The organism is Saccharospirillum sp., assembly GCF_040881935.1.
Taxonomy (GTDB): domain Bacteria; phylum Pseudomonadota; class Gammaproteobacteria; order Pseudomonadales; family Natronospirillaceae; genus Saccharospirillum.
The window spans coordinates 1-12,332 of sequence record NZ_JBBECH010000061.1; the positions used below are offsets into that span (position 1 = coordinate 1).

Below are 12,332 nucleotides of genomic sequence, written 5' to 3' on the forward strand. Positions count from 1 at the left end.
GAGAGTATTATTCGTCAGTGTTGACCCCGACCGCGATGACCCGCAGCAACTTGAGGCTTACACCAATATCTTTGGTCCTCAATTTGTTGGCCTTACCGGTACTCAAAAACAATTGAAAGACTTGACTAAATCTTTTCGTGCCGCCTACGGATATGGTGAACCGGATGATAGCGGATACTACGATGTTTCACACAGCATGGCGCTGTATGGCTTTGATGCAGAAGGGCAGGCACGGGTATTGCTTAAGAATGATGAGGAAGTAGAAGACATTGCCGCCGATATGCGGCAACTACTGGCATTATGACCTCACACAAGTTCAGTCGGGTTTCAATGCAGTAAATGGCCAGGTAGTTTCAGCGCTACTGACTGCAGAGGCGGGCGACCACCGCCCATATCTGAGTATGGCTGTATAGCTTCATTCATCTCAAGTAGTAGTTGCCAGGTGCAGAATTCACGGCGTTTCCTGTAGTAAGCTTAAGGTAAGGAGCGGGAAACGTGCGCGCCATCCCATTGACCTCAACACTAGGGTGATAGTTCCCCGTTCAAGTGCATCCTCGCTGTCCCTTTCAATGTCACAGGAACGTCGATCGACTTTGTTAATCTGAAGTAACCGGCTACTGGCAGGTAATACGAAAAGATATTGCCTTGAGGGAGGGTTGACTTCTAATATATAAACATGTATTTATATGTTTGTTTTATGTTTAGGAGTTGATGATGGCTCAGGATCAAGAACACACACACGAGCACTCACATGCACCAACGGTATCCGGCAAGAATGAACACAAGGTTCTGCTGTCTTTCATTCTGATTTTCACGTTTATGATCGTTGAGGTCATTGGCGGTCTGGTCTCCGGGTCCCTGGCACTGCTTGCCGATGCGGGGCACATGCTCACCGATGCGGCAGCACTGGCGCTTGCTTACGTTGCATTCCGGCTTGGGCGAAAAGCGGCAGATTCCAGACGCACCTTTGGTTATTTGCGTTTCGAGGTAATCGCCGGGTTTATAAACGCGCTCACCTTGTTCGCTATTGTAGTTTGGATTATCAATGAAGCATGGCGGCGGTTTCAGGAACCACATGACATTCTTGCGGGGCCAATGCTAGGCGTCGCTATTGTAGGCCTGCTTGTCAACATTATTGTATTCTGGATTCTGACTCGCGGCGATAGCGAACACGTCAATATAAAAGGTGCCGCACTGCATGTCATGGGTGATCTTCTTGGCTCTGTGGGTGCTATTTCTGCTGCTGTAATCATTTACTACACGGGCTGGTCGCCTATCGATCCGATTCTGTCGGTTGTTGTGTCTCTTTTGATTTTGCGCAGCGCCTGGCGATTGCTTCGAGAGTCACTTCACATTCTGCTTGAAGGCGCACCAGCAGATGCTGATCCAGCTGCAATAGAGCGTCATCTCATTCAGTCAGTTGCGGGAGTGGAATCGGTTAGCCATATTCATGTGTGGCTGATAACGTCTGGTAAGGCAATGGCTACCTTGCATGTTCGACCCAAGGCCGACTACGATGCCAGCTCTGTGGTCAGCAAGGTGGAACAGGAACTGAAATCCCACTTTGATATTGAACATGTCACAGTGGCAACCGACTGGCGCTCCAGTAATGAGGATTGTAGCCTGACTCAATCACAAGAAACGGATTGATGAGGACAAAAAATGCATACCGCGAAACCAGGTTACCTGACAGGTGAGACTAATGAGTAATGTGAGAATACCATCGTTGGAGGATGTCACCATACTGGCGGAAACCTTTCGTTTGCTGGGGGATGCCACTCGATTGCGGATTCTGTTGTTTTGCCTGTCTGGCCCAAAATCTGTAGGAGACATTGTATCAAGCCTTGGGTTTTCGCAAGCACTGGTCAGCCATCACCTGCGGTTGCTTAGAGGGGCGCGAATGGTAAAAGGTGAACGCCGGTCAAGGCAGGTGTTCTATTCAGTCGCTGACCAGCATGTGCACGACATATTGGTAGACATGACAACACATATCAATGAAGAACATTCGGACGAATGACTCCATTTTCAGGTGAGTCGTCCATCGTCTGGCGGGAGAGTAGTAGACAAGGAGATGTGGAATCCTGTTGCTTCGGCTGTATGTTAAACTTTACATTACGCTCATATCGAGTTGAGAGGTTTAGGTAGGATTCCGGAAATAGAAGGCAGTCTGTGCTGGTGCTACCATTGGTGCTATAAATAATTTCTTAGGCTTTTAAGTGTCAGAATACAAGGGATATAGGCGGTTATATGAGTCCGGCCTCTGGTACCAAATATTGAAAAAGCCCTGTTTATCGAAAGATGGTCAGGGTTTTTTTGTGTCTCCGGTTCAACAGCCGGACTCAACCGGCACATGCCGTCCAGTACGCTGGCCCAGGCGGTCTAACCTCTGGTACCAAATCAACGTTCACGAAAGTCCGTAAACGTTCCGTTCTACAGGGCTTTTTTGTGGTGCACCAGGCATGGCGGGTAGCGCCTTGAAGGTGCTGTTCCGGTACAGGTGTTGCTGGCGATATCGATTGCCGTTGTTCTGTTCTGCAATCTGTATAGTCGTTTTAAAAAGCTATTTGCCGTTTTAAGAGCGTTGGCAATTAAAAAGTTGTGACCTACATTTGTGCTTGTCGCCTTTTTGGCTAGACTGATTGATTAGGTAACCAGACCACAAAAGTGAGATAAGGGCTGTCAGGGTTTGGCTCTAAGGGTTGGTTATACCGTGACGAAAGCGTGCGAGTGGTTCAAAAGGCTCGTTTTAAATGGCAGAACAATGATTGTGGGTTCTAAAATGACATTACTTCGTACACTGTGCATTGCGGGTTCCATTTTATCGTTATCCGTGGCATCTGCTTGGGCTGAAGACATTGAGGCTGGTAAAGCGCGTTATGCAGAAAATTGCAGTAATTGTCATGGCCCGGCGGGCCGTGGAATGGCGAGTTATCCCAAAATATCAGGGCGCGATGTGGCTTACTTGGTGGATCGACTGGAGACTTATCGGGCAGGCACTAAAGTTGGCCCGAACTCAGGCCTCATGATTGCTATGGCTACCGATTTGACTGATGAAGAGATATCGAATCTTGCCGCCTACTTGAATGCTGTCGAATAAAAGGCTGGGTTCATTATACCGGGTACAGAGTAGCGCAAGTTCTCAACGCCAGGTATTGGATTACGAGAATCCCGGTGAATCTCTAAGCTGTAGGTTCACTACCATAACAGATTCAGAACCTGGTGATTCTAAACTCGTAACACAGATCCCTTATGGACAAGGGTGAAACAGTGATCGGATAAATTACACATTGATTCAATCCGAGATCTGAGTGAGTGGCTATAAAGGAGTGTTTAACCTGTAATAGACTGGTACAACACAATAATAATAGGAGCGGTATCAATGAAACAGTGTGCAAACATCCAAATGCTGTCGATAGCTCTACTGGGAGCCGCGACATTATCCGCATCCGCAATCGCTGATGACACCCGGCGCTTTCCGGAGCTTTCTACTTCAACGATTATGACAGGCCTGGACAACCCATGGGATATGGCGTTCCTTCAGGATGGCACTTTATTTTACACGGAAAAATGTCGGGGTTTGTCTGTTCGGTTGCCAGATGGAGCAGTCAATGCGTTACTGGGCATGAAGGACCAAGATGGTTACGCCAGTTCCGGTGATGATCTATTTTGTGAAGGTCAGGCTGGTATGCAGGGAGTCGCGGTAGATCCTGATTTCAACAGCAATCGATTGCTGTACGTCTATGCCACGTCTGACAAAACGGCCCCTGGGTCCAACCGGGTTTTGCGGATGACCGTCAACGAAGACTTTACAGACGTGGCGAACCGAACCGACATCATTGAAGACATCCCCTACAAGCCCGAGGCAAGCGATCACCCCTTTGGTGGGCCTGGCGCACACAATGGCGGACGCATTCGCTTTAGCCCGGGCGATGGATATTTGTATGTAACAACCGGCGATACTCACAACGGTGAAGTGCCGCAATCCGGCACTTTGTTAGGCGGTAAGGTTTTACGTGTCGATGGTGACGGCAATGCGGCACCCTTTAATAACAATAATAGAGGCTTCGACCCACGCATTTTCACCTTTGGTCATCGAAATGTTCAAGGCATCACCTTTGATCCGGTAACCCACCAGCCTGTGATTTCGGAGCATGGTCCATGGCACTCGGATGAAATAACGGCGTTAGTGGCCGGAGGGAATGGGGGTTGGGACCCTCGGGCAAACGTCAATGGCCGAGGCGATTGCCCGGATAACTATTGCGGTTATAGCCCCAATCAAATGGAGGGTGTTCCAGCAGCGAGTCGGGCATCGTTCATGCCAATGACAGATTTCTCAGCCTACCCGGATGCACTGCCACCAGCCTGGAATAATAACGGGTTGTCACAGGGCACGTCGTCTGCTGAGTTTCTGAAAGGTCATCAGTGGGGCGCCTGGAATGGGCGACTGGTAACTGGTGTCATGGGTATTGGGTTTGGCGGAACACCCGATGGGCAGCGCCTCGATGTTCTGGATTTAGCCGATGACAATCGCTCTGTAAAATCAGTCTGGAAAATGCCTATCGATATCAGGGCGCGTTTCCGGTCGGTTGTTCAAGGGCCCGATGGTAATTTGTATACCGCCGTTGACCAAGGCGAGATATATCAAATTCGACCCAATTGAGGTTTGGAGCTTCGTTAACGAACTGCCGTGGCATGTTATCACACCACGGTAGTTTTTCTGGAGGGAGATGATTGAGTTTCTCGTGAATTGAGCATAGCCTCTCCAGGCCACTTTGTTCTGATTGTGGGCGCACCCTTTATTGGGTTGTCTAAAGTCATTCAGGAATTCAAACGTTCCGCCACCAGATGATCCGGCAACTCAGGCAGCATTTCCTTGAGCAAACTGATTAACCGGTTATTCGCCCAGTTCTGTTTGTACACCAACCCAAAACGATAATGAAAAGCAGGTTTGAATGGCTTGATCAACAGGTCATCACGCGTTGCCTGGTGGTCGTAGGCGGTGATGGGGTTGATTAGGGTAATGCCGACGCCGTTGGCGACCAGCGAGCAAATAGAAGCAATATTGGCTTCGGTTTTGCCGGCAATGCGAATGTTATTCTCCGCTAAATGCAGTAGCAACTGGTCGACCGCAAGATTGGGCTGGTTGGGGATGACCAGATGCTGGCCTTTCAGGTCTTCGGTGGTAATGACGCTGGTTTTGGCCAGGCTGTGATTTCTGGGCATCAGACAGACCGCTTCGGTTGAGATCAGCTCGTCGACCACCAACGCCTGGCTGGTCACCGGCAGGGTGACGAACCCGACATCGAAATAACCGGCTTCAACCGCACGCACTATTTCCGGGCTGGGCATAATATCCAGATAGACGCTGTATTTTGGATTGTCGCTCAGAATGCGGGCGATGGTTTTGGGCACATAGGCAAAACCAAGAGCGGGTGCACAGGCGATGCGTATTCGCGACGCGCCAAATTCACGCAGCGCCACAATGCTGTGCTTCATGTTTTCCAGATTACTCAGTAACCCCAGAATCTCACCATAGAGTTCATCGGCCTCGGGCAGAGCAATCAGCCGTTTTTTGTGCCGCATGAACAGCGCAATGCCAATATTTTCTTCCAACTGCGCCAGAGAGCGACTGACACCCGACTGAGTAATGCCCAAATCCTTCGCCGTCCGGGTGGCGGTGCCGGTCTCATAGAGCGTTTTAAAAATCAGCAGAGATTTCAAAGAGTTAAGGTTTATATCGCTCATGCTGGCAAGTCTCGCAAGCGTATTTTGGGGCTAAAACATGAGTTTAAGTCATTAAGTAATGAAAAAACATTATGCGTTGAAATTAATTTTTAGCTGTTCCTATAATGCCAATAGATCAAAAAAACGACGCTTTGTTTATTAAGGAAGAGTGAGACCATGTCCAGCAATGCTTTGTTTTACCTGACCAGCAATGACATGCCGCTGGTCAGCCACGCTGATGGCATATATATCTGGGATACAGCAGGGCGTCGTTACATTGATGGTTGCTCCGGTGCCATCACCTGCAACATTGGTCACAACCACCCCATTGTAAAACGCGCCATGGTTGAGCAGCTCGATAAAATTGCGTTCAGCTATCGTACCCAGTTCGAAAGCCAGGTCGCACTTGATCTGGCAAACAGAATGGTTGATTTAACAGATGGTGATCTGGAAAAAGTCTTCTTTGTCGGCAGTGGGTCGGAGGCCGTTGAAAGCGCGATCAAGTTGGCCGTCCAATATTTTGTCGCCAGAGAGCAACCAGAGCGTTGCCAGTTTGTCTCGCTGCGTCCTTCGTATCACGGTAGCACCCTGGGCGCCCTGGGGCTGACCGGATACGAACCCCTGGAAGCACCCTATCGCTCGATCACGATTGGCTCGGTCAAGGTGCCTTCGCCGGATCTGTATCGTTATCACGAAGCGAGTGTTGAAGAACACATTGCCGCCGTGCTGGAACAGACTGAAAGCGCCATTTTGAAGGCAGGCCCGGAGACCATCGCGGCCATCGCGCTTGAGCCGGTTGGCGGCGCCAGCACGGGTGGCCGTATGGTTACCCGGGCTTATATGGAAGGGTTGCGCGCTCTGTGTAACCGCTATGGTTGCCTGTTGATCATGGACGAAGTGCTCAGTGGCATGGGCCGCACCGGCGCCTGGTTTGCTTACCAGCATTACGGCGTAGCGCCCGATATTCTGGCACTGGCGAAGGGCCTGGGCTCCGGCTATTACCCCATTGCTGCCATGATGGCGCGCCAGGAACTGGTCGATGTGGTGAGTCGCAATGGCGGCTTCATGCACGGCCATACTTACGCTGGTAACCCTCTCGCCTGCGCCACCGGCCTTGCGGTCATTGAGGTGATGAACTCGGAGCAACTGGTCAGCAATGCCGCCGAACAGGGCGTCTATTTGCGCCGGCAGCTCGAACAGCTGGCCGAAAAATACGATTGTATTGGTAACGTGCGCGGTATTGGTTTACTGCAAGGTGTAGAGCTGGTGCAAGACACCGTCAGTAAACAACCTTTCCCGGCCGCCTTTAACGCCTTCGACAAGTTGACGGCTCTGGCCAAGGCGCGCGGCTTGCTGATTTACCCGAGACGCTGCCTGAACGGTCTGGAGGGAGATCATGTATTGATCACACCGCCTTTGACGGTGACCGCAGCAGACATCGACGACATTATTGCTCTGCTCGATGACAGCCTGGCTGACTTTGAACAACTGGCAAGAGAGCGGGCAGCCTGATCATGAAAAAGAACCGCACCCTGGAACAGGCCATTGCCGCCATCCCCTCGGGCGCCGTGGTTATGGTGGGTGGTTTCGGCAACCCGGGTACGCCGTTCAGTTTGATCAATGAATTACTGCGCCAGGGGCAGACCGACCTCACGCTTATTAAGAACGATGCCAACGAAGCTGGCCACGGCGTGAGCCGACTGATCGAGAATGGTCAGGTACGCCAGTTAATTACCACTCACATTGGCCTGAACAAAGTCGTGATCGACCGGATGAACCAGGGCGATATCGACGTGGAATTTCACCCTCAGGGCATACTGGCAGAAAAGATTCGAACGGCGGGGGCCGGCAGCTTTGGTTTCCTGACCGACATCGGCATCGATTCTGACATTACCCACCCGGAAGATCTGCTCAACTGGCAAGGCCAAACCTACAAGGTGGAAATGGCATTGTCGGCTGATTATGCGCTCATACATGCCGCCCAGGCTGACTGGCTGGGCAACCTGGTGTATCAGGGCTCGGCCATCAATTTCAGCCCGTTAATGGCGATGGCGGCGAACCACATTATTGTCGAGACACTGGATCTCGGTGCACCGGGCCGATTCAAGCCGGAGCAGGTACACACGCCCGGTGCCTTTGTCGACAGCGTGGTGCCGTTGGAGTCACTCACCTCAGACTACGGGGTTCTGGAGCATCATGTCCGCCGCTGAACGCATTTTGCGCCGGGCGGTGACTGAGGTCACCCCGGGCAGCATCGTTAACCTGGGTATCGGCCTGCCTACGCAGGTCATGCACTACCTGCCGGATGACTTTGATGTTCAGATTCATTCAGAGAATGGCATTCTCGGTGCCTGGAAACAGGCTGCACCGGAATGGATGGATCCCTCTCTGATTGATGCCGCTGGCGCCTACGTCTCGCTGCGTGAGGGCGCGAGCCTGTTCGACAGCGCCGTCTCTTTCGCCATGATACGCCGGGCCCGGCTAGACTTGACGATGATCGGTGCCTTCGAAGTCGACGCGCACGGCAACCTCGCCAACTGGAAAATTCCGGGCAAGTTCTCGCCGGGCATCGGTGGTGCCATGGAGCTGGCTCAAAAAACAAAACGCATTGTCGTGCTGACTACCCATACCGACAAACAGGGTCGCCCAAAAATTCTCGAGACCTGCCGCTTGCCGCTTACCGCCAAAGCCTGTGTCAGTCGAATTATTTCAGATTTGGCCGTGATCGACGTGACCGACCAGGGGCTGGTGGTGCGTGAGAAATTGCTCGACATCAGCGACGCCGATTTGCAGGGGCAGACCGAAGCTGAGCTGACGTTCGCGATCGGGGAGGCGCCACATGACTTTGACTGAACGCGAAACCGCCCCCGTTGTCGAGGAAGAATGCTCGGGCAATGGCGCACTGGCGTGTTTGCACCAGGGCTATGGCGGTGACTTTGTACTGATTCCCGAGCCCTTCGGTCCAACGTTACTGGCTGGCCAGGTCGGGGTACTCTGGTTCAAGCTCGGTGTGCGCGGCAAGCCCGTCCACGTTCAGGCAGCGAGCACAGGCATTAACGCCATCGAAAAATTGCAACGGCTCACCCCCTGGTTGCAAGACCTGGAAGCTGAACTTAACGAACGACACCGTCAGGGGCCCTACCAGGCTATCGATCATCCCTTTAACCTGAATATTGGCACGATTTCCGGTGGCAACTGGCCTTCCAGTGTGCCGGCCTTCGCCGAAATGGAAGGGCGAATAGGCTTTCCGCCGGGCATGACCAAGCCTGTTTATCTGACCCACTACCAGCGTACCGCGATCAGTCGGGCGACGACATTGACCAGTGTGAAGAGGTGCAATGCATCGATGCATGCGTTGTTTAAATAAAGTCTGAACAGGAATAAGAATATGAAGACATTTACTAAAAAGTTCTCACAAACTCTGGCGACTGCTGCCGTGGTACTTGGCGCAACAGCGTTGGTAACCATGCCGACTCAGGCGCGCGACCTGCCCGACATTCGCGACGATGTCTTTCAGGTGGCCAACTCCGGTGCCTACCCTCCCTTCAGTTACGTTAACACCCAGGGCGAGCTGGTAGGGTTCGACGTCGACATTGCCGAAGCACTGGCTGAAAAGGTGGGCGTGGAAGTCAACATTCAATCGTCCCCCTGGAATGGCATCATCGCCGCCCTGGCTGGTGGCCGGTTTGATGCCTGCATTTGCAGCATGAGCGTTACCGAAGAACGCCAGCGTGCGGTTGACTTTACTGACTCATACTACAGCGCTGGCCTGTCGGTCTGGGTGCAGGAAAGTACAGACGACATCAACAGCATCGACGACTTCTCCGGCAAACGGGTTGGTTCCACTCTGGGTGAAACCGGTAACCAGTGGGCCGTGGAAAATGGCGAAGGCGAATGGCGTAACCAAACCTTCCAGGGCTTGCCTGACATGATGAACGGTCTGACCACAGGCCGTATCGATGTCATGATCGCCGATGACGTACCGGTTCTGGTCGCGATGCAGGAAAACGCACCCGCCATCAAGATGGTCGACGTCGGTGAACTGCCACGCTGGCCAGCTGCCATTTCCATTCAGCAGAACAAGCCTCAGTTGAAGGCAGCCTTGAACGATGCCCTAGCTGAAATCAAGGCAGACGGAACCTATCAGGATATCGTTGATAAGTGGATTGGTGAAGGTGCCAATATCGAGTAAGGGCTGATCAAAAGAGCCAGTTTATTTTCATTTTTTGAAATGGTACTGGCTTTGTTGATCCGGTTATTTGAGTTTCCGTGTTTACAGAGACTAGCGACGGGTGTCAGGTGCGCCTCTGAGGGGGAGTCCGCAGCATGGATGTAGCGGTCTAGGCTCCATGGACGGATTCACGCCGACCCCTCAGAGGCACACCTGATATCCGGCGCGGCCCCTTGCCACTGAATAAGCGCATGCACTGGGAACTTGTACAATAACAGTAAAAGGTATGACCATGGATTTTGAATTAATGGTCGAGGTTACGCCCCTGTTGATCAGGGCAGCCTGGGTTACGATCGATATTTCTTCCCGTGCTATTTTCTTTGGGTTCTTTGTCGCTTGTGGACTGGTGTTTTTACAGACCTTCCGCTTTGCGCCCATCCGCTGGTTTGCCCGCGGTTATATCAGTGTTGTTCGAGGGACACCCTATTTCGTGCAGTTGCTGCTGGTGTTCTATGGCGGGCCGAGTGTTGGCTTGCGGTTGGATCCCATCACCTGCGGTGTCGTGGTTGGCGCGTTCAATATTGGCGCCTACATGAGCGAAGCGATTCGGGGTTCCATTGAATCGGTTGATAAAGGGCAGAGCGAAGCCGCCCGGTCATTGGGTTTTGGCAAAGTGCAGACCATGGTATCCATTGTGCTGCCACAGGCGGCGAGCCTGATGATTCGTTCTGTGGGAGTACTGGCCATTGTTCTGGTTAAGAACTCTTCACTGGTCTCCATTATTTCTGTGGTTGAATTGACTTATCAGGCACAGCGTCTGATTGGGTCGACCTATAAGCCGCTGGAAATTTTCACCCTCAGTGCCCTGATGTACATCATCATCATTTATGCGGTTATGGGCATTATCGAGTTGGCCTATCGTCGTGTCATCCGGTACACCACCCAATAGGAGGCAGCACTGATGGAATTTGATTTTACACCGGTCATTACTTACTTCCCCACCCTGCTTCAGGGCGTGGGTGTGGCCTTATTGATCGCCGTTGTTGTGGCACTGTTTTCCATACTGGGCGGGTTGGTGGTTGCGGTTATATCCATTTATACCAACAAGGTGGTGAGCTGGCCATTGCGCTTTTTTATCTGGCTGTTTATGACCACACCGCTGCTGCTTCAACTCTATTTCCTATACTTTGGTCTGGGTGACTGGATCCTGATTCCAGCCATTGTTGTCGGTATTCTGGGGCTTGGCTTTCACTACATGGCCTATAACGCCGACATTTTTATTGCCACTATAAAATCGGTATCTGACGGTCAGTATGAGGCCTCCCGTTCACTGGGTTTTGGGCATTGGAACACCATTCTGTACATCATTGTGCCCCAGGCGTTTATTCGCTCGGTTCCCCAGTTGGGTAACAATATGATTCTGATGGTGAAAGATACCTCGGTACTCTCTGCCATTGGTGTTGCTGAGCTGGTTTACGCGTCTCAGTATGCGATAAGCGTGTCTTTCCGCCCATTCGAATTTTTTATTGTCATCGCCCTGATGTACTACGTGATCAATATTTTTATGGAACTGGGTCAGGCCTGGCTGGAACGGAAGACTGCGTACCGCCGATAGCTGCCCCTATACAAGAATGAAACTGGAGCTTTTTTATGAGCACAGAAAATAATTCAGAAGTACCCATGGTAGAAGTCCGCAATGTGCATAAGCGCTTTGGCGACCTGCAGGTTTTGAAGGGGATCGACCTGACCGTCAACCGCGGCAAGATCATCTCCATCATTGGGCCTTCCGGTTCAGGCAAAAGCACGCTGTTGCGATCGGTTAATCATCTGGAAGTGATCGATGAGGGCACCATTTTGCTCGATGGTGTTCAGGTCAACCGGCCCGATATTAAAGGTCTTGCTTTCGAGCGACACATTAACAACATTCGCCAGAACATGGGTATGGTGTTTCAGCACTTTAACCTGTTCCCGCATTTGTCGACCATCGACAACGTTACCCTGGCACCGCGCAAGCTCAAAGGCATGGATAAGAAAACCGCCCGCGATCTTGGTATGGAACAGCTGGAGCGGGTGGGGCTCGCCGAAAAAGCCGATGTCTTTCCAAATTGGCTATCGGGCGGGCAAAAGCAGCGTGTAGCCATTGCCCGGGCGCTGGCCATGAAACCCAAGGTGATGCTGTTCGACGAGGCGACCTCAGCGCTCGATCCTGAACTGGTCGATGAAGTAAACCGGGTGATGCGCAGCTTAGCTGACGAGCACATGACCATGTTGATCGTGACGCACGAAATGGGTTTCGCGCGGGATGTCTCCGACTGGGCTCTGTTTATGGATGGCGGTGTTGTGGTGGAAGAGTGCACGCCGGACAAACTGTTCAGTAACCCGGATCAGGAGCGCACGCGTAATTTCCTGCAAAAACACCTCGGCAATAACCACTAGG

Annotated in this window: 14 protein-coding genes; 13 read left to right on the plus strand and 1 reads right to left on the minus strand. The window is 51.9% G+C overall.

Annotated elements, in window-relative coordinates; all coding sequences use genetic code 11:
• From WEB54_RS11495 to WEB54_RS11515, 5 genes are all read left to right on the plus strand, one after another.
• Positions 1-304, plus strand: a 304-nt coding sequence (locus WEB54_RS11495) for an SCO family protein (protein WP_368055745.1), incomplete at its 5' end; no start/stop codon positions are given.
• A gap of 410 nt (positions 305-714) precedes the next feature.
• Complete coding sequence (locus WEB54_RS11500) at positions 715-1,650, plus strand: cation diffusion facilitator family transporter (RefSeq protein WP_368055747.1); 936 nt, start codon at positions 715-717, stop codon at positions 1,648-1,650.
• Between the two features lie 52 nt (positions 1,651-1,702).
• The gene (locus WEB54_RS11505) at positions 1,703-2,017 is read left to right on the plus strand and encodes an ArsR/SmtB family transcription factor (protein WP_368055749.1); all 315 of its coding nucleotides are present in this window, start codon (positions 1,703-1,705) and stop codon (positions 2,015-2,017) included.
• 693 nt (positions 2,018-2,710) lie between these two features.
• On the plus strand, positions 2,711-3,097 hold the full coding sequence (locus WEB54_RS11510; protein WP_368055751.1) for a cytochrome c: 387 nt from the start codon (positions 2,711-2,713) through the stop codon (positions 3,095-3,097).
• Between the two features lie 282 nt (positions 3,098-3,379).
• Positions 3,380-4,660: a sorbosone dehydrogenase family protein gene (locus WEB54_RS11515; protein WP_368055753.1), complete on the plus strand. Its 1,281-nt coding sequence runs from the start codon at positions 3,380-3,382 to the stop codon at positions 4,658-4,660.
• A 158-nt stretch (positions 4,661-4,818) separates the two neighbouring features.
• On the opposite strand, the gene WEB54_RS11520 is transcribed toward WEB54_RS11515, so the two are convergent.
• Positions 4,819-5,745, minus strand: coding sequence for a LysR family transcriptional regulator (locus tag WEB54_RS11520; RefSeq protein ID WP_368055755.1), 927 nt, complete (start codon positions 5,743-5,745; stop codon positions 4,819-4,821).
• Positions 5,746-5,901: 156 nt separating this feature from the next.
• Between WEB54_RS11520 and WEB54_RS11525 the strand changes: the two genes are divergently transcribed.
• The 8 genes from WEB54_RS11525 to WEB54_RS11560 all read left to right on the plus strand — a co-directional run bounded on the left by WEB54_RS11525 (position 5,902) and on the right by WEB54_RS11560 (position 12,331).
• The gene (locus WEB54_RS11525; RefSeq protein ID WP_368055758.1) at positions 5,902-7,236 is read left to right on the plus strand and encodes an aspartate aminotransferase family protein; all 1,335 of its coding nucleotides are present in this window, start codon (positions 5,902-5,904) and stop codon (positions 7,234-7,236) included.
• 2 nt (positions 7,237-7,238) lie between these two features.
• Entirely contained in the window at positions 7,239-7,934 is a 696-nt protein-coding gene (locus WEB54_RS11530; RefSeq protein ID WP_368055760.1) for a CoA transferase subunit A, read from the plus strand.
• The gene (locus tag WEB54_RS11535; RefSeq protein ID WP_368055762.1) at positions 7,921-8,577 is read left to right on the plus strand and encodes a 3-oxoacid CoA-transferase subunit B; all 657 of its coding nucleotides are present in this window, start codon (positions 7,921-7,923) and stop codon (positions 8,575-8,577) included. Before WEB54_RS11530 ends, WEB54_RS11535 begins: the two co-directional genes overlap by 14 nt.
• Positions 8,564-9,091 (plus strand): peptidase dimerization domain-containing protein, encoded by a 528-nt coding sequence (locus WEB54_RS11540; protein ID WP_368055764.1) that lies wholly within the window; start codon positions 8,564-8,566, stop codon positions 9,089-9,091. The genes WEB54_RS11535 and WEB54_RS11540 overlap by 14 nt, the downstream gene beginning before the upstream one ends.
• Before the next feature lie 21 nt (positions 9,092-9,112).
• Positions 9,113-9,916 carry a transporter substrate-binding domain-containing protein gene (locus tag WEB54_RS11545; RefSeq protein ID WP_368055766.1) on the plus strand — a complete coding sequence of 268 codons (804 nt, stop codon included), beginning with the start codon at positions 9,113-9,115 and terminating at the stop codon, positions 9,914-9,916.
• 271 nt (positions 9,917-10,187) lie between these two features.
• On the plus strand, positions 10,188-10,844 hold the full coding sequence (locus WEB54_RS11550) for an amino acid ABC transporter permease (RefSeq protein WP_368055768.1): 657 nt from the start codon (positions 10,188-10,190) through the stop codon (positions 10,842-10,844).
• 12 nt (positions 10,845-10,856) lie between these two features.
• Positions 10,857-11,510 (plus strand): amino acid ABC transporter permease, encoded by a 654-nt coding sequence (locus tag WEB54_RS11555; protein WP_368053852.1) that lies wholly within the window; start codon positions 10,857-10,859, stop codon positions 11,508-11,510.
• Positions 11,511-11,575: 65 nt separating this feature from the next.
• Complete coding sequence (locus WEB54_RS11560; protein ID WP_368053856.1) at positions 11,576-12,331, plus strand: amino acid ABC transporter ATP-binding protein; 756 nt, start codon at positions 11,576-11,578, stop codon at positions 12,329-12,331.
• Position 12,332 lies beyond the last annotated feature (1 nt).

Bases quoted from the DNA above. Each gene is read 5' to 3' on its own strand.
- WEB54_RS11540 (WP_368055764.1), top strand. From the start codon at position 8,564: ATGACTTTGACTGAACGCGAAACCGCCCCCGTTGTCGAGGAAGAATGC.
- WEB54_RS11560 (WP_368053856.1), top strand. From the start codon at position 11,576: ATGGTAGAAGTCCGCAATGTGCATAAGCGCTTTGGCGACCTGCAGGTT.
- WEB54_RS11555 (WP_368053852.1), top strand. From the start codon at position 10,857: ATGGAATTTGATTTTACACCGGTCATTACTTACTTCCCCACCCTGCTT.
- WEB54_RS11550 (WP_368055768.1), top strand. From the start codon at position 10,188: ATGGATTTTGAATTAATGGTCGAGGTTACGCCCCTGTTGATCAGGGCA.
- WEB54_RS11500 (WP_368055747.1), top strand. From the start codon at position 715: ATGGCTCAGGATCAAGAACACACACACGAGCACTCACATGCACCAACG.
- WEB54_RS11530 (WP_368055760.1), top strand. From the start codon at position 7,239: ATGAAAAAGAACCGCACCCTGGAACAGGCCATTGCCGCCATCCCCTCG.
- WEB54_RS11505 (WP_368055749.1), top strand. From the start codon at position 1,703: ATGAGTAATGTGAGAATACCATCGTTGGAGGATGTCACCATACTGGCG.
- WEB54_RS11520 (WP_368055755.1), bottom strand. From the start codon at position 5,745: ATGAGCGATATAAACCTTAACTCTTTGAAATCTCTGCTGATTTTTAAA.
- WEB54_RS11545 (WP_368055766.1), top strand. From the start codon at position 9,113: ATGAAGACATTTACTAAAAAGTTCTCACAAACTCTGGCGACTGCTGCC.
- WEB54_RS11515 (WP_368055753.1), top strand. From the start codon at position 3,380: ATGAAACAGTGTGCAAACATCCAAATGCTGTCGATAGCTCTACTGGGA.
- WEB54_RS11535 (WP_368055762.1), top strand. From the start codon at position 7,921: ATGTCCGCCGCTGAACGCATTTTGCGCCGGGCGGTGACTGAGGTCACC.
- WEB54_RS11525 (WP_368055758.1), top strand. From the start codon at position 5,902: ATGTCCAGCAATGCTTTGTTTTACCTGACCAGCAATGACATGCCGCTG.